18 protein-coding genes are annotated in these 22,723 nt (G+C 69.0%); 7 read left to right on the top strand and 11 right to left on the bottom strand.

Annotation, left to right across the window (positions count from 1 at the left end; genetic code table 11):
- Positions 1-9 precede the first annotated feature (9 nt).
- Entirely contained in the window at positions 10-615 is a 606-nt protein-coding gene (locus ACM6LR_RS21490) for a hypothetical protein (protein WP_414937780.1), read from the bottom strand.
- Positions 616-748: 133 nt separating this feature from the next.
- Here ACM6LR_RS21490 and ACM6LR_RS21485 point away from each other — a divergent pair, with 133 nt between their 5' ends.
- Entirely contained in the window at positions 749-1,324 is a 576-nt protein-coding gene (locus ACM6LR_RS21485; RefSeq protein WP_414937779.1) for a hypothetical protein, read from the top strand.
- On the opposite strand, the gene ACM6LR_RS21480 is transcribed toward ACM6LR_RS21485, so the two are convergent.
- Positions 1,296-2,075, bottom strand: coding sequence for an alpha/beta fold hydrolase (locus tag ACM6LR_RS21480; protein ID WP_414937778.1), 780 nt, complete (start codon positions 2,073-2,075; stop codon positions 1,296-1,298). The genes ACM6LR_RS21485 and ACM6LR_RS21480 overlap by 29 nt on opposite strands.
- A gap of 99 nt (positions 2,076-2,174) precedes the next feature.
- Here ACM6LR_RS21480 and ACM6LR_RS21475 point away from each other — a divergent pair, with 99 nt between their 5' ends.
- Entirely contained in the window at positions 2,175-2,801 is a 627-nt protein-coding gene (locus ACM6LR_RS21475) for an alpha-ketoglutarate-dependent dioxygenase AlkB (RefSeq protein WP_414937777.1), read from the top strand.
- A 179-nt stretch (positions 2,802-2,980) separates the two neighbouring features.
- On the opposite strand, the gene ACM6LR_RS21470 is transcribed toward ACM6LR_RS21475, so the two are convergent.
- Positions 2,981-4,255: a cytochrome P450 gene (locus ACM6LR_RS21470; protein ID WP_414937776.1), complete on the bottom strand. Its 1,275-nt coding sequence runs from the start codon at positions 4,253-4,255 to the stop codon at positions 2,981-2,983.
- Positions 4,256-4,510: 255 nt separating this feature from the next.
- Here ACM6LR_RS21470 and ACM6LR_RS21465 point away from each other — a divergent pair, with 255 nt between their 5' ends.
- Positions 4,511-7,636, top strand: coding sequence for an ATP-binding protein (locus ACM6LR_RS21465; RefSeq protein WP_414937775.1), 3,126 nt, complete (start codon positions 4,511-4,513; stop codon positions 7,634-7,636).
- A 29-nt stretch (positions 7,637-7,665) separates the two neighbouring features.
- Here the strand turns inward: ACM6LR_RS21465 and ACM6LR_RS21460 are convergent, their stop codons facing one another.
- From ACM6LR_RS21460 to ACM6LR_RS21440, 5 genes are all read right to left on the bottom strand, one after another.
- Positions 7,666-8,517: an ABC transporter permease gene (locus ACM6LR_RS21460; RefSeq protein WP_414937774.1), complete on the bottom strand. Its 852-nt coding sequence runs from the start codon at positions 8,515-8,517 to the stop codon at positions 7,666-7,668.
- On the bottom strand, positions 8,514-9,494 hold the full coding sequence (locus ACM6LR_RS21455) for an ATP-binding cassette domain-containing protein (RefSeq protein ID WP_414937773.1): 981 nt from the start codon (positions 9,492-9,494) through the stop codon (positions 8,514-8,516). The genes ACM6LR_RS21460 and ACM6LR_RS21455 overlap by 4 nt, the downstream gene beginning before the upstream one ends.
- A 23-nt stretch (positions 9,495-9,517) precedes the next feature.
- A complete protein-coding gene (locus ACM6LR_RS21450) occupies positions 9,518-10,075 on the bottom strand; it encodes an NADPH-dependent FMN reductase (protein WP_414937968.1) in 558 nt (185 codons plus the stop codon).
- 110 nt (positions 10,076-10,185) lie between these two features.
- Positions 10,186-11,085, bottom strand: coding sequence for an ROK family protein (locus ACM6LR_RS21445; protein ID WP_414937772.1), 900 nt, complete (start codon positions 11,083-11,085; stop codon positions 10,186-10,188).
- A complete protein-coding gene (locus tag ACM6LR_RS21440; protein WP_414944381.1) occupies positions 11,082-12,341 on the bottom strand; it encodes an APC family permease in 1,260 nt (419 codons plus the stop codon). Before ACM6LR_RS21440 ends, ACM6LR_RS21445 begins: the two co-directional genes overlap by 4 nt.
- Positions 12,342-12,555: 214 nt before the next feature.
- Between ACM6LR_RS21440 and ACM6LR_RS21435 the strand changes: the two genes are divergently transcribed.
- Both ACM6LR_RS21435 and ACM6LR_RS21430 read left to right on the top strand, forming a co-directional pair.
- Entirely contained in the window at positions 12,556-13,065 is a 510-nt protein-coding gene (locus ACM6LR_RS21435) for a hypothetical protein (RefSeq protein WP_414937770.1), read from the top strand.
- A complete protein-coding gene (locus ACM6LR_RS21430; protein ID WP_414937769.1) occupies positions 13,062-13,961 on the top strand; it encodes a hypothetical protein in 900 nt (299 codons plus the stop codon). Before ACM6LR_RS21435 ends, ACM6LR_RS21430 begins: the two co-directional genes overlap by 4 nt.
- Here ACM6LR_RS21430 and ACM6LR_RS21425 read toward each other — a convergent pair.
- Entirely contained in the window at positions 13,958-14,791 is an 834-nt protein-coding gene (locus ACM6LR_RS21425) for an alpha/beta hydrolase family protein (protein ID WP_414944380.1), read from the bottom strand. The genes ACM6LR_RS21430 and ACM6LR_RS21425 overlap by 4 nt on opposite strands.
- Positions 14,792-14,975: 184 nt before the next feature.
- On the opposite strand from ACM6LR_RS21425, the gene ACM6LR_RS21420 reads away from it, so the two are divergent.
- The gene (locus tag ACM6LR_RS21420) at positions 14,976-16,055 is read left to right on the top strand and encodes a J domain-containing protein (RefSeq protein WP_414937767.1); all 1,080 of its coding nucleotides are present in this window, start codon (positions 14,976-14,978) and stop codon (positions 16,053-16,055) included.
- Positions 16,056-16,161: 106 nt separating this feature from the next.
- Here the strand turns inward: ACM6LR_RS21420 and ACM6LR_RS21415 are convergent, their stop codons facing one another.
- Positions 16,162-18,660 carry a M14 family zinc carboxypeptidase gene (locus ACM6LR_RS21415; protein WP_414944379.1) on the bottom strand — a complete coding sequence of 833 codons (2,499 nt, stop codon included), beginning with the start codon at positions 18,658-18,660 and terminating at the stop codon, positions 16,162-16,164.
- Positions 18,661-18,895: 235 nt separating this feature from the next.
- On the opposite strand from ACM6LR_RS21415, the gene ACM6LR_RS21410 reads away from it, so the two are divergent.
- On the top strand, positions 18,896-19,567 hold the full coding sequence (locus ACM6LR_RS21410; protein ID WP_414937765.1) for a DUF998 domain-containing protein: 672 nt from the start codon (positions 18,896-18,898) through the stop codon (positions 19,565-19,567).
- A gap of 340 nt (positions 19,568-19,907) precedes the next feature.
- On the opposite strand, the gene rph is transcribed toward ACM6LR_RS21410, so the two are convergent.
- Positions 19,908-22,499 (bottom strand): rifamycin-inactivating phosphotransferase, encoded by a 2,592-nt coding sequence (rph, locus tag ACM6LR_RS21405; protein ID WP_414944378.1) that lies wholly within the window; start codon positions 22,497-22,499, stop codon positions 19,908-19,910.
- Positions 22,500-22,723: the final 224 nt, after the last annotated feature.

Genomic DNA, 22,723 nt, shown 5'->3' with positions numbered 1-22,723 from the left:
GACCCGGACTCACTTCCGCCAGAACTTGATCCCGCTCCAAGTCACCTTGACCGGACCGGCGCCACTGGCCGTCCGATAAGCGCCGAACTTGTCGTAGTAGCTGCCGCTTCCGCTGCTCACGGTCTGCTTCAGCGAACCGTTGATGTACACCTTGTGCGTGCTCCCGACCTGATGCACGGTGTTGACCCGCACCGACGTCCCGACCGTCGCACCGCTGCCAAGGGTCTCCCCGCCGTGGACCGCGTAGAGCCGCCCGCCGCGTTCGACCGCGAGCATGAAGTACGGTCCGGCGCTCGGCGCGTCGCGGAAGGTCTGCTTCAGGCTGATCCGGGTGCCCGCCATGCTGGTGATCCGGAACGAACCCTCGAACTGCCGGGTCCCGCCGGTGTAGGTCACGTAGCGCCGCTCCGCGCGCTGGTCCCCGCTCCCGGTGGAGCAGGTCAGTTCGAAGTTGAGTCCGTCGACGTTGCCGCACCCGCGTTCCTGGACGGTGAACGAGGGGTTCTCCGCCGTCCACGGCCCGGTTCCGACCTGGGCGTTCGCCGGCATCGCCGACGCCACCAGGCCGAGGGCGGCCGCCGCGACCACCCCGGCGGTCCGAAGTCGTCTCCGCATCCTGCCTCCTGCGCATTCAGGGCGGGTGGTCCAGACCAGGACCAGACTGCGACTGTACGAGCACGAACCGTCATCGGACAAGGTGTTGACGCTCCGGCGTCCCGCTGATTGGGTAACGACGGTGATCCTCTCCATGACGGTCCTCGAAGGACTGGCGGCCGGGACGATCGACCTGGCCTTCCGGCGCTGGGCGAAACCCAACGTCCGCCAGGGCGACACGATGCGTACCGGAGCCGGGGTGATCGAGGTCGGCTCGGTCGAGGTCGTCGACCCCGCCGCCATCACCGACGCCGACGCCCGCCGCTCTGGAGCGGCCTCGGCGCACGCGGTCCGCGGGATCCTGCGCGGCCCCGCGGACGCCCCGGTGTACCGCATCCGCCTGCGCTATCTCGGACCAGATCCCCGGCACGCGCTCAGCGCGGATGCCCAACTGTCCGAAAAGGACATCGGCGCCATCCGCGGACGGTTGTCCAAGATGGACAAACGATACTCGTGGACCCACGAGACCTTGCGGCTCATCGCCGAGCGCCCCGGCCGTCGCGCGCAGGAACTGGCCGACCTCCTCGGCCGCGAGAAAGAAACGTTGAAGGTCGACATCCGCAAACTCAAGGATCTCGGGTTGACGCTCAGCCTCGAAACCGGCTACCGGATCTCCCCGCGTGGCGCGGCTTACCTACGCCTCACCGAGGATCCCGGTAGAACGCGCTGAGTTCCGGAACGAGCCGCTCCGGCTGGACACTGTGGAACTCGCCGTCCAGTTCCACCTGCCTCGCCTCTGGGATCGTTTTCGTGGCGGCGAGAGCGGCGGCCTTCAGCCAGTCCGTACTGCCGTTGCTGTTCACCACGAGGACCGGTGCCGTGATCGAAGCCAGACCGTCCGGCACCTTCGAAGCACCCATCACCCTGGCGTCGTAGACCAGCGTTGGCGCGTACGACCGGAGTTCGGCCCACATCGGCGTCGCCTTGGCCTCGGCGACGGCCTCCGCCGGCGAGCCGACCGCCGCCATCATGAACAGTGCTACGGCGTCGTCCCAGCTACCTGCCGCGACCAGGTCGCGCATCTCGTCGGCATACCCCTCGGGGACTTCTTCCGCTTCGCCGCGATACGGCGGCTCGAAGACCGACAACCGCGCCATCGGCACTCCGGCAGCGGCGGCGAGGAGGGCCAGCGCACCACCGGAGGAGATGCCGTGCACGATCACCGGCTCACCGAGCGAGGCGACCACCGCGCCGAGGTCTTCGATCTCGCGCTCGACCGCGTACGGCCCGGTGTCCCCGCTGTCGCCCCGTCCCCGGCGGTCGTAGGTCACCACGGAGAACTCGGCTGTCAGCTCGGCCACCAGCGGTTCGTCGCCGCGCCGGTCGTTGGCCGCACCCGCCACGACGACGACTACCGGACCCGCTCCGCGCCGTTCGAGCACGATCGGCGTTCCGTCCGCGGACTTGACTGTGTCGATCATGTGGCCCATCGTGCCGGGCCGCGCCGGACGACGCAGGTCATTTGTTCCACTCGAACACGCGTTCGACAAACTGCCGGAGCCGGGGTAGGTTCGGTTGCCATGACCCCCGCGCTTCAAGCCTCGCTCTTCTACGAGTGCGCCGCCCTCGGGCTCGGCCCGCTCGGCCCGCTCCGGCGCACCGAGCTGACCCGGGGCGCCTGGATCGACGTACTCCCGGGCTGGCTCACCGGCGCGGGCGAACTGTTCACCCGCCTCGCCGAAAAAGTGCCGTGGCAGGCGGAACGGCGGCAGATGTACGACCGCGTCGTCGCCGTGCCCCGGTTGCTGAGCTACTACCGCGAGGGCATCCCACTCCCCCACCCGATCCTCACCGAAGCGCGGAAGACACTCACCGCGCACTACGCGGACGAACTCGGCGAGCCGTTCGTGACCTCCGGTCTGTGCTTCTACCGGGACGGGCGCGACAGCGTCGCCTGGCACGGCGACGACATCGGCCGCTCCCGCACCGAGGACACCATGGTCGCGATCGTCTCGGTCGGCGCCGCCCGGCAACTGGTGCTGCGCCCGCGTGGCGGAGGCGAGACGGTCCGGCACGCCCTCGGCCATGGCGACCTGATCGTCATGGGCGGCAGCTGCCAGCGAACCTGGGAACACGCCGTCCCCAAGACCGCCAAACCGGTCGGCCCCAGGATCAGCATCCAGTTCCGGCCGAGAGGAGTCGCCTAGGCCGTGTCCCCAAAAGTGGAGTCGGCAGGTTGGGCGAGGACACGCGCGTGCGTTTTTCTCGGCCGGGGGCCTCGGATTTGCGGAGGCGGGCCGCTGCTACGGCTGGGTGAGGGACCAGCTGATGTCGCGGCCCGGCTGCGGAAATCCGAAAGCACGCTCCGAGAGACACAGCCTGAAGCTCAGTCCAGCAACACGGGCAGCGCGTCGACGCCGTAAACGATCGAGACCTTCCGGAAATCCACCGCGTCCGGTTCGATCGCCAGCCGCATCTCCGGGAAGCGGCGCACCAGCGCGGGATACGCGGTGCGCAGTTCCATCCTGGCCAGTTCGGCACCGATGCACCGGTGGATGCCCCAGCCGAAGGCGAGGTGCGAGGTCGGCTCGCGGGTCGCGTCGAACTTCTCCATGTCGTCGCCGAGGACGCCGTCACGGTTCGCGACGCTGAGCGAGACCAGCACGATGTCGCCCTTCGCGATCTGGACGCCCGCGATCTCCATGTCCTCCTTGGCGAAGCGCGGGAAGGCCATCTGCACGACGGTCAGGTACCGCAGCAGTTCCTCGACGAATTTGTGGACGGCCTCGTCGTCACCACGCACGGTCTCGAACAGCGAACGGTCCTTCAGCAACACGAGCGCGCCGAGCGCGAGCATGCTCGCCGTGGTCTCCAGACCGCCGGTGAGCACACCGTCGGCGAGGCCCGCCAGTTCGCGGTCGTCGATCTCGTCGCCGTGCTCCTTGATGAGCATGCCGAGCAGGCCGTCGCCCGGGTTCTCGCGCTGCTTCTTGACGATGTCGTCCAGGTAGGACAGTGACTCGGTCATCGCACCGAGTGACGCGCCCGCGCCACCGAAGAGATCGAACCGCGCGGTGCTCAGCCGCTGGAAGTCGTCGCGGTCCTCGTACGGGACGCCGAGCAGCTCGCAGATCGTCAGCGACGGGATCGGCAGCGCGAAGGCCTCCCACAGGTCGACCGGACCGTCCGCCTTCTCCATCGCGTCGAGCTGGTCGGCCACGATCTCGTCGATCCGCGGTGTCAGCCGCGAAAGCCGCCGCATGGTGAACTCCGGCGTGAGCAGACGCCGCAACCTGGTGTGCACCGGCGGATCGGCGAACCCGAGCCCACCGGGGTTCTGGTCCTCGGTCACGCCCGCGCTCCCGACCAGGTTCGTGAAGTCGCTGCTGAACTCGCTCACCTTGCCGAGTACGGCCTTGGCCTCGTCGTAGCCGGTGACCAGCCAGCCGTTCATCCCGAACGGCAGGTCCAGCTTGCTGATCGGCTCCTCGGCGCGGACCCGGCCCAGCTCGGCGACCGGGTCGAGACCGTCGCGTTTGAGTGGTGTCAGGAGGTTGTCCGGGATGATGGACATCTTGGACAGGTCGAAACCGTTCTTCTGCTGCCGCGCCAAGTAGCGGCGGCCGATCCACGCCAGCACGCGCGAGCGAATGCTCCCCATGTCCTGCACCCTACTCCAGCCACGTAGCACCTGACCTGGCACAACAGGCCGCGTTCGCCCGGCGGAGCACGAATTTCGACGGCGGTTCACTCGCCGTCCCACTCGATTCGTCACGTCCAGGAGGTCGGATTCGGGTCGCGCGGGGTTCCCGGCGGCCGGGAGACGCCGGTCACCGTCGGTCACGACGAACCGGGGTAACGCCTGACATCCGGTGCGCGTCGTGAAATTGTCGGACCGTACTGGGAGGATTCGGACATGTCAGCCTCGCTCATCGGACGCGACCATCCCGCGGGTGTGCTTCGCGCGGAGATCGCCCGTGCCGCCGAAAGCCACGGCGGGCTGGTGCTGGTCACCGGCGAGGCCGGGATCGGCAAGACCACGCTCGTCACCGGCGCCGCCGACGAGGCGAAGCGCCTGGGCGCCCTGGTGCTCAACGGGTCCTGCTGGGATTCCGCCAGCGCGCCCGGCTACTGGCCGTGGACACAGGTGATCCGCGGGCTGCGGCGCACGGTCGAGCCGGGCCGGTGGGCCGCCATGGCGGACAGCGAACTGGACGTCCTGCTCGGCGAGGCGCGCGGCGACGGAGCCGCCGACGGGTTCCGCCTCTACGACGCGGTGACGAGCGCGCTCGTGGCCGCGTCCCAGGAACGGCCGGTCGTGGTGGTGCTCGACGACCTGCACTGGGCCGACGCCGCGTCACTGCGGCTGCTCGAGTTCGCCGCGCAGCACACCTGGTTCGAACGACTACTGCTGATCGGCACGTACCGGGACGTCGAGGTCGAGGCGGCGGGCCACCCGCTCCGCTCGCTGATGCTGCCGCTGCTCGCGAAGGCCACATCGGTCACACTCACCGGTCTCCAACCGGACGAGGTCGGCGCGCTCATGGCCAGGACGGCGGGCGCGGAACCGGGCGGCGCTCTGGTCATCGAAGTCCATCGCCGCACCGGCGGCAACCCGTTCTTCGTCGAGCAGACCGCGCGGCTGTGGCACAGCGGCGGATCCGCCGAGACGATCGCGCCCGGCGTCGCCGACGCCCTGCAGCGACGGCTTTCCCTGCTCCCCCAACCGGTTCTCGATCTTCTGACCACCGCGTCCGTACTCGGCAGGGAATTCCACCGCCGCCTGCTCGCCGGAGTGGTGGCGGCACCCGTGCCGCAAGTGGACAGACTGCTGGACCAGGCCGTCGCGGCGCGACTGGTCGTGGTGCACGGGCAGGGCCGGTTCGCGTTCGCCCACGACCTCGTCCGCGAGACGCTGTACGCGAGCCTGTCCGAAGCGGAGCGGCGGAAACTGCACGCCGCGGTCGTCGCGGCGGTCCGCGAGATGCCGAAGTCACCGGACCGGATCTTCCCCGCGGACCTGGCCCGGCACGCGCTGCTCGCCGGCCGGGAACTCGATCAGGATCAGGCCGTCGAACTGTTGCTGGCCGCGGCGATCGACGCCACCGGCCGGATGGCGGCCGAGGAGGCGGCCACGCACTACCGGCGGGCGATGGAGGTCGCCGAGGATCACCGCCGCCGTGCGGTCATCGCGCTCGAACTGGGCGCGCATCTGACCCGCCACTACGAAACCGACGAGGGAAGACAGGTCCTCGACGAGGTCTCCGCGCTCATCCACGAACTCGACGACGACGATCTCCTCGCCCGGCTGGCGCTGACCCTGATCCGCGCCGACCACAAGGGCCTGCGGGTCGACGAGACCGTCCTGGTGCTCACCGAAGCGCACAGACGGCTCTGTGGCCGAGAGCCCGGTCAGGACCTCACCGTCCAGGAGATGACGCAGGAACTGACCGCGCGCATCATGATGACCGCCCGCGACGATCAGGACGATTCCGCACTGCTGTTCGGTTTGTGGGCCCGGCACGACGCGATCTGGGGGCCGGGCAGCGCAGCCGAACGGGAACGGCTCACCGACGAACTGGTCGTGGTCGGCCGCCGGACGTCGAACCCGGAACTGGAGCACTACGCGGCGTCGTTCAAATGGGTCGCGCTGCTCGAACGTGGCGATCCCCGGTATCTCGAGCAGTACCAGGAGTTCGTCGCCTTGGCGAGCAGCGGCCGGGCACCGAGTTCACAGCTGGCCTCCCTGATCGACCAGAGCATCATCGCCACGCTCCAGGGCCGGTTCGCCGAAGCCGAGGCGTTCATCCAGCAGGTGCTCTCGAGACACGAGGGCGACGAGCACCCCCATTTCAGTGATCTGAACCAGCTACAGCGGTGGACCCGATGGTGTTTGGAGGGCCGGTTCGACGATCTCGCCGGATTGCACCGCGAGATCCACGGCGGCGGGTACGCCTACGGACGGATGTTGGAGGCGGTCACCGCCGCCCAGCGGGAGGACACCGCGGAGGCCGTGCGGCTCACCGATCTCGCCGCCGACGCGAAACCGTACCCCCGCGATCTGGAAGCGCTGTGGTTGCGCTGCCAAGCGCATACGGCGGCGCTCTCGCGCGACCCCGAACGGTGTGAAGCCGCCCGCGCGCTCCTCGCGCCCTACAGTGGGGAATGGCTGGTTTCCCTGTACGGCTGCGAGATCTCCGGCCCGGTCGTCCTCTGGCTCGGCAGACTCGATCTGGCGCAGGAACGCTGGAACGACGCGGTGGTCAGGCTGCGTGACGCCGTACTCTCGGCGGACCGGCTGAGGGCCACGGTCTGGGCGATCGAGGCCAAGTCCTGGCTGGCGATGGCCTTGCTCGGCCGCAATCTCGAAGGGGACGCGGCCACGGCGACCGCCTTGCTGTCCGAAGTGGACAGAGAGGCCACCACGATCGGCATGCCGCAGGTCGTGGCCAGGGTCGCCGAAATGCGGGATCGCACGCGGGCCCCGGTCGCTCCGGCCGCCGAGTTCCACCGCGACGAAGCCGTGTGGACACTGCGTTTCGGTGGCGTCACCACGCATCTCCCGGACTCGAAAGGCTTGCGGGATCTGCATTTCCTGCTCGGCAGGCCGGGTTCGGAGGTGACGGCCGTGCGGCTGCTCGACCCCGAAGGTGGTGAGGTGGTCGTCGCCGCCAAGAGCCTCGGCGGTGACGCCGTCCTTGACGACGAAGCGAAGGCCCGGTACCGCGCTCGGCTGGACGAACTCGACGACCTGATCGACACGGCGACCGAGCTGGCCCAGGACACCCGCGCCGCGACCTTGGACCGTGAGCGGGACGCGCTGCTGGCGGAACTGCGCTCCGCCGCCGGGCTCGGCGGCCGCACCCGGCGGCTCGGCGACGAGGCCGAACGCGCCCGCAAGACGGTGACCGCCCGGATCCGGGACACCCTCCGCAAACTCGACGAGCAGCACCCGGCGCTGGCCGCGCACCTGCGCGCTTCGGTCACCACCGGTTCTTCGTGCCGCTACGCCCCGGACGACAAGGTCCCCTGGCGGCTGTGAGCCGCCAGGGGAACCTTGTCACCCCCAGGTCACTTCCGGTTGTAGAGCCGCATGGTGAGCGTTCCGAACACCGCGAGGATGACCCCGCCGGCGATCAGCACCCAGGTGATCTCGCCGCCGTCCCAGTTGCCGTCCATCATCGAGCGGACCGCCGCGACCACGTGGGTCACCGGGTTGACGTTCACGAAGGCCTGCAGCCAGCCGGGCATCGTCTCCGGGTTGACGTAGATGTTGCTGAGGAAGGTCAGCGGGAACAGCACCATCATGCTGACCCCCATCACCGACTTCTCACTGCGCAGCAGCAGGCCGAACATCGTCCAGATCCACGAGAACGCGAACGAGAACGCCAGCAGCAGGAGGATCGCGGCGGCCACGCCGCCGAACCCGCCGCCGGGACGGAAGCCCATGATCAGTCCGACGCCGAGGATCACCAGCGACGCGATGAGGTAGCGCAGCATGTCGCCGAGCAGGTACCCGACCATCGCCGACGGCCGCCAGATCGGCAGCGTGCGGAACCGGTCGAACACCCCCTTCTCGATGTCGGTGTTCACCGAGACCCCGGTGTACATGGTGATCATCAGGATGCTGCTCGCCATGATGCCCGGCAGCACGAACTGCAGGTACTCCGTCGGCGAACCGGACAGCGCGCCGCCGAAGAGGTACGTGAACATCAGCGTCATCATGATCGGGAACGCCGTGACGTCGAACAGCTGCTCGGGCACGTGCTTGATCTTCAGCATCGCGCGCCACCCGAAGGTGATCGAAGCCGACAGCGCGCTGGGGCGCGGCGGGCGACTCTTCGCGATAAGGACGGCGGCGAGGTCCTCCGCCTTGGGTGCCGCGAGAGCGGGTTCGTTTTCTTTGACTGCCGTGGTGCTCAAGCTGCACTCTCCTCAGGCGTGGCGGTGCGGTCGGTAAGGGCAAGGAAGACCTCGTCGAGGCTCGGCTGGCCGAGGGAGAAGGTGTCGACGACGATGCCCTCGCGGGCGAGTTCGGTCAGTGCGCGCGCGGCGTGCTCGGCCGCGCTCTGCTCGGTGCTGTCACCCGAAAGCCGGGCGGTCAGGGCGAGCGGGTCCGCTTCGAGCTGCACCTGCGCCTGCAAGGTGCGGACGAGCAGTGCTTCCGCTTCGGGCCGCTGATCGGCCTCCCGCAGCCGGACGTGGACCGCACCCGCGCCGACCGACGCCTTCAGCTGCCCCTTGGTGCCTTCGGCGATGACCTTGCCGTGGTCGATGACCGCGATCCGGGACGCCAGCTGGTCGGCTTCGTCGAGGTACTGCGTGGTCAGCAGGACGGTGGTGCCGTGCTGCACGATCGCGCGCACGATGTCCCAGACCTGGTTGCGGCTGCGGGGGTCGAGCCCGGTCGTCGGCTCGTCGAGGAAGAGCACGTCCGGGGTGTTGAGGATGCTCGCGGCGATGTCGATCCGCCGCCGCATCCCGCCGGAGTAGTTCTTCACCTGCCGCCCCGCGGCCTCGGTCAGCCCGAACGCCGCCAGCAGTTCCGCCGCCCGCTCCCGCGCGGCCGGTTTGCGATGCCCGGTCAGCCTGCCGATCAGCACCAGGTTCTCGGTCCCGGTCAGGTCCTCGTCGACCGAGGCGTACTGCCCGGTCAGACTCACCAAGGACCGGACCGCGTCGGCCTCGCGGACGACGTCCTTGCCGAAGACGCGAGCCTCGCCGCCGTCGGGGCGGAGCAGGGTCGCGAGCATCTTCACCGCGGTGGTCTTGCCGGCGCCGTTCGGCCCGAGGACGCCGTACACGGTGCCAGCCGGAACCTTCAGGTCGATCCCGTCGACCGCCCGGTTCTCCCCGAACACCTTGACCAGCCCCGAGGCTTCGATGGCCAGTTCACTCATTTCCTTGTTCCTTTCAGAAACTTTCAGCAGACGTACGGGCGGGTGGAGCGCGCGTCGCGCAGGGCGAGGCCCCACCAGACGAGTTCGTCGAGCAAGGTGGTCACGGCCTGCCCTTGCCCGTCGGCGTCGAAGGGGGTGCCATCGCGGGCGAAGGTGCCGTCGAGAAGGTTGAAGGCGACGGTGTCCCGCATCGTCACGGTGTGCAGCTCGGTGAAGATCGAGCGAAGCTGCTCCACGGCATAGAGGCCTTGCGACCGGTAGCCGTAGGAAACGAAGCCGACCGGCTTCGCACGCCACTCGTCGTAGGCACAGTCGATCGCTTGCTTGAGCGACGCCGGGAAGCTGCGGTTGTACTCGGGGGTGACGACGACGAACGCCTCCGCGTCGTCGATCCGCGCGGCGAGCCGCTTCATGTCCGGGGTCGCCTGCTCCGGCAGCCCGGCGGGCAGGTCGAAGTCGATCAGGTCGAGGACGTCGAGAACGAGGTCGTCCCGGTGTTCCGCGCGGCCGGTGAACCACTTGGCGACGGCGTCCCCCACCCGCCCTTCCCGAGTGCTGCCGATGATCACCGCCACTCGCATCTTGTTCACGACCGACCTCCTCTCGCCTCACCCCCTAGGCGCGAGAAAGCCGCCGGGCTTTCGCTAGATCGGATCTAGCGAAAGCCCGGCGGCTTCGGTCGGTGATCTCGCTACGCGTCCAGCGCGATCGCGATCGCGCCCAGCAGGGACGCGTCCTGGTCGAACTTCGCCGAGACCAGTTCCGGCGGGAACGGCACGGCCTGCGCCAGCCGTTCACGCAGTGCGGGCAGCAGGACGTCGGCCGAGCGGACCAGCCCTCCGCCGACGGCGATGCGCTGTGGGTCGAGCGCGATGGCGAGGTTCGCGACGTGCATCGACAGTTCGTCGAGCGCCGCGCGGACCAGTTCCTTGGCCTGCGCGTTCTCCCTGGCGAGGCCGAACAGCTCGCCCGCCGTTACCGGGCGGCCGAGCGACTCACTCGCCCGGCCGCCCAGCCCACGCCCACCGACGACCTCTTCCAGCGGCGCCGCTCCGCTGGCGAACCCGTCGGTGTCCTGCGGCGAGCGGAGGTTGTACCCGATCTCGCCGGCAGCTCCGTTGGCGCCGGCCAGCAGCCGTCCGCCGACCAGGACCGCCGCGGCGATCCCGGTCCCCAGTGAAAGGAACACCGCCGGATCGGTGTCCGCCAGCGCTCCCCACCGCCATTCCGCGAGCGCCGCCGCCTTGGCGTCGGTGCCCACTTCGATTCCGACGCCGCCGAACTCGTCGGCGACGAGTTCGCGCAGCCGCAGTTCCTCCCAGCCCGGCACGTTGGGGGCCAGCAGGATGCGGTCCTCCAGCACGATGCCGGGGCTGACGACGCCGATCGCCACCAGGTCGTCCGCGGCGCCTTCGTCGGCCAGCAGTTTCCGCGCCGCGGCGAGCGCGCGGCTCACCACCTGCTCGGCACCCGCGTGCGCGTCGGTGTCGAGCCGCCGGGAGACCAGCAGGCTCCCGGTTCTGTCGGCCAGCCCGATCGCGACCTTCGTGCCACCGAAGTCGATCCCCAGGATCAGCTCTTCCCCCGTCACTTCCCGTTCCCCTCTGCCGCCCCCGCGAACGATTCCTGGATTCCCTTTGGCCCGAACGGCCACACGCGCTCCGCCTTCGCGTAGGTGAGGAACGCCGCCACCCCGAGCGCGATCCAACCCACCGAAAGCCCGATCGAGAGCCAAGTGGCCGAGAAGTAGATGTAGACCCAGCCGAGCAACGCGATGATCGTCGGGATCGGATAGAGCCATTGGCGGTACGGCCGGTCCAGTTCCGGACGCCGTCGCCGCAGCACCACGATCGCCGCGACCTGCGCGAGCGACTGAACGAGCACCAGCACCGTCACCGCCGCGTTGATCACCGCGGTCAGGGTGAACAGCGAGCCGATCGCGGCGATCACGATGAACACGGTGATGACCTTGGCCGCGCCCGTCCCCCATGCCTGTTCCAGCACGGTGGAGGCGACCGACGTGGCGCTCTTGAGCTCCTCCAGCGGGATCGAGCCGAGCACGCCGAGCTGCAGCAGGAAGTACAGGCTCGTGATGCCGAGGATCGAGAAAATGATCGACCGCGGCAGCGTCCGACCAGGGTCACGCACCTCGCCGCCGAGGTAGGCGCTGGTGTTGTAGCCGAGGTAGTCGTAGATGGCGATGATCAGGCCGGCGCCGAGCCCGGCCCAGAACGCGCCACCGCCGAACGAGAACGCGCCGGGCGTGAAGGCGAACGCTTGCGCGCCGTCGAAACGCGTGAAGGGCGCGACGATCACCGAAAGCGCGGCGAACAGCATGATCGCGAACAGGACGGTGGTCAGCTTGCCGATCTCGCCGATCCGCCGGAACGCCGCCAGCACGACCAGCACGATGACGCCGAGCCCGATCACCTTGCCGAGACCGGTGGTGCCGCCCTCGTCCGCCACACCCGGGATCAGGTAGCCGAGGTATTGGACGAGCCCGATGATCCCGGTGGACATGATCAGCGGGATGAACAGCACCGCGCTCCAGGCGAACAGGAACGGCATGAGCCTGCCGGTACGGGAGCCGAACGCTTCGCGCAGGTAGACGTAGGTGCCGCCGGCGCCGGGGAGGGCAGCGCCGAGCTCGGCCCAGATCAGGCCGTCGGCCAGCGCGATGATCGCGCCGATGAGCCAGCCGAACACGGCTTGCGGGCCGCCGAGGGTCGCCACCATCGCGGGGATGGTGACGAACGGGCCGATCCCGCACATCTGGGTCATGTTGATGGCGGTCGCCTGCAGCGGCCCGATCTTCCGCTCGAGCCCCGGCTGCGGGGGTGAACTCAAAACGCGCCTCCCTGTTAGTTAGTAAAGTTTCTTAACATAAATCGCGGCGTGTCGGAAGTCCAGGCGGCGAAGTTGTCGCGCTTCGGTCCATCCCGAATTGCCCGAAAGGGCGGAATCAGCGAAATATTCCCGAACGGACCAAGCCGGGACGTATCAGGGAGCCGTCATTCCGCGTCCTTACCCCAAAGGACGTCTTCCAAGGACGGTGAGGTCCATGAAACGGCTGATCAGCGCGATGACGGCGATCGCCGCCCTCGGGTTCACGTCGGGCTGCGGCGGAGCGTCTCCTCCTCGCGACACCGCCCCGGCCGACCTGACGACGGGCAGCGGAGTGACGACGGAGATCGCCCCGACTGCGTCGGCGGGCTCGACGTCGTCCACGTCTTCCGGCGGGGGCGGCGGCCACACCGACGACCCGACGCCGGGAGTGCCCGGCAGCCCGATCATCTACGACCACACCCGCCTCGGTGCCGCGCCGGAGACCGCCAAGTCGGCTATCGAGGGCGACATCAGGAAGGTCTGCGGACCGAGGCTGTGCGGCGTAAGGGTCATCGTCGTCGGCGAGGGCGAATGCACCGCGAGCATCACCCGCTCTCCGGTCAAACCCGGCGGGACGGTGACGATCAAGGCCAAGGCGTGCGCGCCCGAGGTCACCGAGGAGACCACGACCCCGGAGAGTCCGGTGTCTTCCAGCGAACCGGCCACCGAGACCAAGTCGGGATGACCGCGCGGCGCGGCCTACGTCGGCCGGAGCCCAGGACGATCGAGCCGGACCCCGGTCCGCCGCAGGCGCTCAAGCTGGTCGGCGCGGTGCTGGCCAACACGACCCTGCTCACCGCGCTGCTGTACTTCTTCGGGCTCATCGAGACCCAGGTGCTCTTCGCGTACTTCCGCGTGCACTACACCCTTCTCGCCCAGACCCCGGACGAGATCTTCGCGCGCGGTGTCGACGGCCTGTACCTGCCGCTGGCGGGTGCCGCGGGGACTGTGCTCGGTTTCGTGATCGCCGTCCGGATCCTGCGGCTGCGCCTCACCGAGCACTCCTGGGCCCGGCTGCTTCGGATCTGCGCCCCGATCGCGGCCGGACTCGGTGCCCTGCTGATCGTCTCGACCGTGCTCGTCACGCTGGACCCGGAGCCGTTCCGCGACCGCCCCGGCCTGCCGGGACTCGGCTTCGCGCTCGGCGTGCTGATGCTGCTGTTCGCCTGGCGGCACTGGGCTTCGACGCTGCGAACCAGCCTGCTGGAGCTTGTCCTGGGTTACGCGTTGGTCAGCATCGGGCTGCTCTGGGCCGTCAGCGACTATTCGGCCGCCGTCGGCACACGACGCGGTTTCGAGGTCGCGGCGCAGCTTCCCGCGCGGCCCGCCGCGACGCTCTACAGCGCCGAAAGCCTCAACCTCACCGCCGGCGGTGTCCTTCAGGTGAAATGCGCGGCTCCCGACGCCGCCTACAAATACCGGTACACCGGACTGAAGCTGCTGCTCCAGTCCGGTGGCCAGTACGTGTTCCTACCGTCGAACTGGCGGGCGGGCGACGGTGTCGCGTTCGTGATCCCCAAGACCGACAAGCTCCGACTGGAATTCGGTCCCGCCCGGTCGGCGCCGCCAACCGGCTGTTAAGCCAGGTGGCGCACCAGCCACCCGGTGATCTCGTCGTCGACCACCTTCGCGATCGGCAGCTGCGGCGCTGGTTCGATGCCCGGGTCTTCGGCCAGCGGATGCGCGAGAGCGGGCACCCCGGTCAGGTCGACGTCGTCCGGCCGCTTGTACTGCCCACGCAGCGCGGCGACGAGGTCGTCGGCGTCGGTGCGGAGAACCGGGAAGTCGTCCTCGCCGCTGACGAGCAGCACGGGAACTTGTGTTTCCCGCGCCGATATTTCACCCGATCGTGCGACGAAGTCGAGCCGATCCGCTGCCTGGTTCGCCTCGTCGTTCCACGGATAAGGCCGCTCCAGCAGGCCTTCCACCACGCCGACCACCGAACGCGCCCGCACGGCGGGGTTGACCAGTGCCGCGGCGCGGACCGGGATCTCCCGCGTGGCCAGGATCTCCAGCGCCACGGCACCGCCGAGCGAACCGCCGACGACGGCCATCCGGGAAGTGTCGAAGCCGAGGCGTTCGCGCAGTCCGGCCAGTGCGGCGGGAAACTCCAGCGCCGCTTGCCTGACGAACGGGTCGACATAGGCGAGCATCGCGTCACGCATGGCCCGTTCGACGACGGCGTCCATACCGCCGTCGATCATTCTCGCGCCGCACAAGGGCATTCCGAGGTACACCCGCCACGCAGGCACCCCCGCCAGCGGCAACGCGGCCGCGAACGCCGCGTCGGAACGCGGCGCGTCGATCATGTGCCAGGCGACGACCACCGGCGCGGGGCCGCTGACCTCGGTCGATGGCGGCAAGGCGGTGAACGGCACTCCCGCCGCCGTGCCCGTGATCGGTTCTCCCACCGCTGTCCTTCCCGGTGCGCTGTCGATCTTCACGATATCCAGGACGCAGCGGAGGTGGACCTCGTTCCGCCACAGGAGAAACAGTATGACCGCGGGGTCACCCCGACGCGCCGCGGAGGTGGTTGCGGGTGTCCGGCGGCGGCCGAATAGTGTTGCGGCCCGGCCCTTTGGAGGTGGACCGCCCGTGCCCGATGTCGACTACTACGAAGTGCTCGGCGTGGGCAAGGCCGCCTCGGTCAACGAGATCAAGACCGCGTACCGGCGGCTCGCGAAGTCGCATCACCCGGACGCCGGGGGCTCCGCGCTCACGTTCCAGCTGGTCCGCGAGGCCTACGACACCCTCAGCGATCCGATGCTACGCGCGGGCTACGACGCCGGTGGCCGTTCCGTACGCGTGCCGATCCGGTCGCGGCCGAGACGTCGCTTCGGCGAAGAACCGGGCTATGAGCCCGAGCAGGTCGTGATCGATCCGGAAGACCTCGAATGGTGGGAATTCGCCGGGCAGGACGGGCGTGTGCGCCACGGACGGCGGCGCGGCCCCGGGCACACCCCGGTCGTGGCGGCGGTCGGCGGGATGGTGCTGGTCCTGCTGCCGGTGCTGACCGGCGTCGGATTCTCGGCCCCCACCCTGATCGTCTGGCTGATCCTGACCGCCGGAACCGCCCTGTTGGTGCAACGGCTCGCGCGCGGCTATCTCGCCGCTTCCCGCGCCGAGAGCCGGTTCGCCGCCGAATTCGGCGGGAAGCGTGTGTTCGGCACCCCCGGCACCGAAACCCACGAACTCGCCGAGCGGCTCACCGCCGACCTGCTCGAGCGCTACCTGACCCGGCTCCCCGGCGCCCGCATCTTCCATGGCCTCTCCTGGCCGGACTCGGTGTTCGCCGACGTCGACCACGCGGTGTTGTGCGGGAAGCGGCTCGTGCTCATCGAATCGAAGCTGTGGCTGCCCGGACACTACGAAACCGCGGACGACGACCGCCTCCTGCGCAACGGCCGCGCCTTCCGCGGCGGCGGGAGCAGACTGGCCGAAAGCCTCGCCGAGTACCGGCGGATCCTGCCGGGGGTCGCGTTGCGCGGGGCGATGATCGTGTACCCGAGCCGGACCGGTGAGATCACCACGGACCTCGAGGATCCCTCCCCCGCGCCGCCGATGACGCCGGAACAGTTCCTGCACGAGGTCGGCGGCTGGCTGGCGACAGAACCGTCCACGGTGGACTCGGCGACGATGCGGGTGGTGCGGGACCGGGTGGCCGGGACCGGCTGATCTCCGGGCCGCTCCAATGGCGATTCGGGCGTTGTTCCGTGAAGGCCTCCTTGAGGGACTCTGGGTCTCTCAAGGGGGCCTTCACGGACTTCAGCTACTGACCTGGCTACCGGCCCGAGCGCTCCTTCTTGGCGCGCGCGGAACGGGTGCAGACCTCACCGACGTCGACCGTCTGGCCGCGGTCGACGTAGACGTCCGCCAGCCCGACGAGCTTGCCCTTCGGCGACGTGCAGGTCAGCTGGTACGCCTCCTTGGGGCCGTAGGTCGGCGGGATCGGCGACTGGAACGACACGCCGCCGGTCCAATCGTCCACAGTGGACGGATTTGCCTGCGAGTAGTTGACCAGCACGGCCGTGTAGTCCCCGGCGGGCGGGTCGTACAGGATCGCGTGCTCTTCCGTGGTCGAACCGTTCGCCGACGACGAGACCATGTTGCCCGCCGCGTCGAAGACGTACAGGTCCCAGTCGGCGTCCTGGCTGGCCCACTTGATGTCGACGCTGAACTTCCCGTTGTCCACCTTGGGGAGCCCGTCGACGTGGAACTTGAAGCTCTCCGACGTCGGGTCGTTCGGGTAGTTCGTGTTGATCGCCGGGACCCCGGCCGGGTTGGCGACCTGGATCGACGGCTGCGCCGGGCCCTGCGGCTCGCGGCCGTAGCGGCCCGCGACGTAGGGCCGGGTCGACGGGTTGATCGACCAAGCGAACCGGCCGCCGGTCGAAGCCAGCGACGAGTTCAGGTTGTCGGTCACGTAGATCGGCGGCTTCGTCGAGCCGTCCGGCTGCACCACCGGTGAGGTCGGCGTCTGGAAGGTCTTGTGCAGCTTCAGCTGGTAGCCCTTCGGCGCCGTACCGATCAGCGTCGAGTGGGCCGCCGGGTCGGCGGTGTTGGCCAGCATGTCGACGAACGCCGCGCGGTTGCCGCCCTTGCCCGCGCCCGCCGCGGGGGCGACGCCGGTGTATTCGGCGACGACACCGTCGGAGAACGGCGGGTGGAACTCGTTCGGGCCGACCTCGAAGGTGAAGCCCCAGCCACCGGTAGCCCAGTACGACCAGTCCTCGGTCGAACCGGTCGTGTCGTAGAGCGCCCACGACGGCTGGCTGGTGTATCCGTTGCGCGAGGCCATCTTGTCGCCGAGCGCCCGGTACGCCGGCTCGTCGAGCGGCGGGCGGACGGCGGCGACACCCGGGACACGCAGCACCAGGTTCGAGAAGGTGTGCAGCGTGATCAGGTTGGTCACCTGCCGGTTGGACACGATCGAGCGGATGTTCTGCGTCTCGGGCTCGGAGAACGGGCCGGAGCCGCGGAACGTGTCGCTGCGCCACAGGGTCGACGCGCCGGCGCCGCCCCAGAAGCCCGCGTAGTTGCGGTTCGGGTCGGTGCCGCGTTCACGGCCGCCGGGGTTCGCCTTGCAGACGCCGGTCGCGAACTCCTTGGGCGAGTCGTTGACGTTGCAGTTCTTGCGCTTCATCTCGTAGTCGAAGCGCGAGAAGTCGCCCCTGGGCTCGGCCTCACGGGAGATTTCGAAGCCGTCGGGGTTGACGATCGGCACGACGATGTTGCGTGTCCGGCCGACCAGGCCGCGGATTTCGGCATTGTTGCCGGTGTAGCCCTTGACCAGCTCGATCGCCCACTCCATGGCGTGCTCGCCGGCGGGCCACTCCCGGGCGTGGTGCACGCCCATGGTGAAGTTGACCGGTTTGCCGTCCGCGATGTTCTTGACGTCGGCCGCGATCTCGAGACCGATGACGTCACGGCCTTCCCAGGTCGGCTGCGGCAGCGTGAACGCCGTGACGAGCTTGGGGTTCTTGCGGGCCAGTTCCTTGACCTCGAACTGGTAGTCGTAGAGGTGCCGGTAGCTCGTGCGCCCGGACGGCAGGGTGGACCCCGGCGTCTTCGCGGCGTACTCGCGGTCGGTCTTGGCGTTCTGGATCGACTTGGCCGAAAGGTCGGCGTCGATCACCTTGGACTTGAAGCCGTTGTCCGCCAGCGTCTTGCGGTCGGCGTCGTTGGCGACGACGACCTGGACACCGGTGGCGTCGGCCTTCTCGGTGACGTCGAGGCCGAGCCGGAGCAGCTTGTCCTTGTCCTGCTTGGCCGGGGTCTCGACTCGGACCAGTTCGGCGCGCTGCGGCGTGGGCGCGGCGCCGGTGGGCGTGCCCTGCGGCGTGAGCGCGAGGAAGTCGACTCCCAGTACCGCGTCGCGCGTCTGCCCGTCGTACCGGCAGGTCTGCACGACCAGTTTCTGGCCCTTCTTCACGAATCCTTCGGCGAGCTCGTGGCTGCGCAACGCGGCGGACGCGGCGACCACGGCGCCGGTGGCCTTGTCGAAGACCGCGAGGTCCCAGTCGCCCTCGTTGCCGCCGCGCGGCGCGAGGCGGGCCTGCAGCAGACCGTCCACTGTGGACGTGAACTCGCGGCGATCGGTGCCGGACATGCCCGGCTTCTGCAACGCGGCGAAACAGGAACGTGGCACGGCCTGATTGGCTCGCACCACGTTGTCCGCGGCCCCCGCCGTCGTGGCCGACGGAAGTGCCACGAAGGTGCCGGCGAGCACCAGGGTCGCCGCCGTCCATCCCGCTCTTCGCCGGTTTGGTGAATACCCCACAGACTGACCTCCTTGGGCAGTCCGGTGACCGGGTGAGGTCACCGGTAGCGAGACCCTAGACCCGCGACCCCACCTGAGGGACCCGCCACAAGTCGTCTGCACCCCTTTCGGCCCAACGATCTCACCGACCGTGCCGGAACGATCACCACCACGTGCGCCGTAAAATGGGATTTTCCTGTCGTTTCCGACAGGAAAGCCTAAGAAAACCTTCAGGTTGGGTGGTTACCTTTCAACCATGACGACGCCTCAGGTCACCGCCAGGCCCCCGCTGGCCCTGCTGGCCGCCGTGGTCTCGGTCGCCGGCGGAGCGCTGCTGATCCTGCTGTTGCAGGTCCTCCCCGCCACCAGTGGCATCAGCCCGGTCCGCCGCACCATCAGCGAATACGCGCTGAGCGAGCACAAGTGGATCTTCGACGTAGCGGTCCTGCTGGTCGCGTTCGGCTCGGCGATCGGCTTCGGCGCGCTGGTCCGCCGCAAGCACCTTCCCGCCCTGTCCGCGGCCTCGGTCTTCTGCGCGTTCTGGACGTTGAGCCTGGTGGCGATCGTGGCGTTCCCCAAGAACAACTGGGCGATCGGGCCGAGCACCGGCGGGACGGTGCACCGAATCGCGAGCGTCGTGGCCTTCGTCTGCCTGCCGCTCGCCGTGTGGTTCGCCGCGAAGGCCGTCTTCCCCTCCTCCCCCGCGCGCCGCGCCGTGACCCGAATACTCGCGGCGGCGGCATTGGCGTGGTTCGGCGTGATCCTCGGGGCGATCGTGATCTCGATGAACGGCGGCAGGCCGTGGTGGCAGGCGATCCCGCTGGGGCTGGTCGAACGCGCGATGGCGCTGACCGGGCTGATCGCGCTGGCGTCGCTGCTGATCCCGGCCCGGGCGGTCACCACCGAGGCCCTGCAGGTCGCGTCCTGACCGCCGAGGACCTCGCTAGGGGATGAGACGAAGCGGCCGAGGGATACGAGGCCTGCTACGTCCCCCGGTTCGCGCCGGCCCTGGTCATACCGGCCCCTGCCGCCGGGTGGGTCACGCACGCCAGGACAGCTCGTGGCACGGCGGCGAACTGCGGCAGCTGATCACCGACGTCCTGGGCAGGCGCGCCGAACTCGCGTGCTTGACACCGCACTCGCGTGCTCAGACTCCGCACACCCGAGTTCGCTTTCCAAGCACGCGAGTTCGCTCTTCAAGCACGCGAGTTCGTCGATTGAGCACGCGAGTCACGCCCTCGTCCTGACGCGAGTCCGAACTCGCCGGGCTAGAGGATCTCGATGTACCCGTCGGTTCCGTTCACCCGGATCCGTTGCCCGTCCTGGATCGACTTCGTGGCGCGCTCGACCCCGACGACGGCGGGCAGGCCGTACTCGCGGGCGATCACCGCGCCATGGGTCATCAGGCCCCCGACCTCCGTCACCAGTCCCGTGATGGCGACGAACAGGGGCGACCAGCTGGGGTCCGTGTAGGCCGTGACCAGGATGTCGCCCGGTTCGAGGTCGGCGTCGGCCATGTCCAGGATGACCCGGGCCCGCCCCTCGACGGTCCCGGCGGAAACCGGCAGGCCGACCATCGCACCGGCGGGCAGGTCGTCGCGCCGGTACGTTCCGGCGACGGCCTCACCGTCCGAAGTGAACACCCGGGGCGGTGTGAGCGTTTCGTGGGACTTGCACGCTTCCTTGCGCCGTCGGATGAGCTCGTCGTCGACCTGTTTCGTGCGCACGACTTCCTGGAGTTCCTGGAACCTCAGGAAGAAGATGTCCTCCCGCTCCCCCAGCAGGCCGTCCCGCACGAGGCGCTCGGCCTCCTCCAGCAAAGCCTGCTTGTACACGAAGTAGCGGCTGACCATGCCGTACTTCGGATACTCCCGGTACCCGCTGAACGTCCGGACACGCTCGATCATCCGCCGGGTTTCTTCGGCCTTCCCGTTCCCGTCCGGGAGAGCCCGCAAGCGCTCCAGCAGTTCCTGTTCCTTCGTCGACGCCTCCTGCCGCCCTTGCTCGAAGCGACGTCCACCGGCGCCCGGCTCGAAGTTCTTGACGTTGGCGAGAATCAGCGGCAGGAGCGTCGTGGGACGTTCGCTCCACCGCGGCCTCGTGATGTCGATTTCGCCGACGCAGCGCATGCCGTACTTAGCGAGATAGGCCTCGATGGCGTCTCGCGCTTCCGTCCCTCCCGCGATCCCGGCCAGCTCGTCGAGGAAGTCGTCGTTCTCGACGCCGTGCAGAAAGGCGACGACGTCGGGATGCGGGCGGATCGCGTCCGCGACGTCGAGGAGCGCCAGCCCCATCTCCGACGTGACGTTGTGCGGGACGGACTGGGTGAGCGTGTCGGCCGCGTTCTTCTCACCCAGCCATTCCCGCAGATGCTCGTTGAGCCACCACGTCGTCTGCATCCCCGCCGTGATCACCTGATGGCTTCGCGGCTCGAACAGGATCCGCTGTAGCTCCTGGATGTCCGCCAGGATGAAGTCGAGCAGGTCCGAGCCGGACCTCGTCCGGATGTCGCGTTTCACCGCGGCGAGGGAGTTCTCGCTGAGGCCGATCAGCTCGGTGACGACGGCCGGATCGGTCTCGATCGTGGCGGGCTCGACGCCGGAGATCCGCTGGCCAGGACCTTCGTCCGGAACCGACGGGAGGAAACCGTCGCGGTCCAGGACGGTCCGCAGCGCGTCACCCATCAGCGGATCGGACTTCCCGATGACGTCCAGGAAGCCGGCGCGGCTCGTCGGCGCGGCCAGGATCCCGGTGACGTCCACGAACAGGCGCCCGCCCGCCTCGGACATGGGCCGAGGGGTCGTCAGCTGCCAGAAGGAAAGCCCCAGCGGCTTCATGGCGTCGGTCATCATCTGCTGATGGCCGACGGAGATGTAGACGTGGTTTGACTCGTCGCCGACCTCCGGGACGGGGAACAGCGTGGTGATCGGACGGCTCTGGACGATCTGGAACTCGTCATCGGCGAAGCACCATTCGATGTCCTGAGGGCGGCCGAAATGCGCTTCGATCCGACGTCCGAGCCGCTCCAGCCGCACGACCTGCGCGTCCGTCAACGCCGGTTGCTCCTGCCGGTCAGGCTCGATCGGCTGTTCCCGTGTCCCGCCGCCGGGCGAGGCGTGGAGGGCACGCTGCTTCGTCGCGACCGTCTTGGCGACGACCTCACCGTCACGCACCTGGTAGCTGTCCGAGTTCACGAGACCGGAGACCAGGGCTTCACCGAGGCCATAACCCGCCTCCACGGTGGAGACCTTCCGGTTGGACGTGACCGGGTCGGCGGTGAAGAGGACACCCGCCGCCAGCGGGAAGACCATCCGCTGCACGACGACGGCCATGTCGACCTTCCGGTGACCGAAGTCGTTCCGCAGGCGGTAGGTCACGGCCCGCTCGGTGAACAGCGAGGCCCAGCACAGGCTGACGTGCCGGAGGATCGCCGCTGCCCCCACGACGTTCAGGTATGTGTCCTGCTGGCCCGCGAAGGACGCCGTCGGCAGGTCTTCCGCCGTCGCGCTCGACCGGACGGCGTAGGCGGCTTGTTCGCCGAGCCCGGCGAGCGAGCCGGTGATCGCCACCGCCAGATCGTCGGGGATGACGATCTCTTCGAGGGTCCGCCGGATCTCCGCACTGTGCGTGCGGATGGCCTCCCGGTCGTCCGGGTTCAGGCGTGACAGCCGATCCAGCTGATCGCCGATCGACGGCGCGTCCGCCAGGATCCGCCGGAAGGCGTCCGTCGTCACGCAAAAGCCGTCGGGCACCCGGACGCCTTCGATCCGCGAAAGCTCTCCCAGGTGCGCCCCCTTGCCGCCGACGACCGCGACCTGCGTCCGGTCGATCTCCTGGAACCCGAGTACGTAGCTGCCCATTCGTTCACCCTCCGTGTGTTCTGCGTCCGGCGGGCGATTCTGCGGCACCACCCGGGTCTTGCCGCAAGCCCCCCAGTGCGTTATACGTTGAAGGGGGCAGGGAGTGGGGGACGATGACCTCCCCGGGCCTCGCGGTCCGCGTCGAGGCCAGGCCTCCGCTGGACCACACGCCGACCGTCGCCGAGCACCGAATACGGGACGTATCCCCCGGTCTCCTCTGGAAA

Origin of the sequence: Amycolatopsis sp. cmx-11-32 (genome assembly GCF_047608695.1) — a bacterium.
In the GTDB taxonomy this organism is placed as follows: Bacteria; Actinomycetota; Actinomycetes; order Mycobacteriales; family Pseudonocardiaceae; genus Amycolatopsis.
The sequence above is the reverse complement of the archived record's forward strand: the minus strand, read 5'-3'. Positions and strand labels throughout refer to the sequence as shown.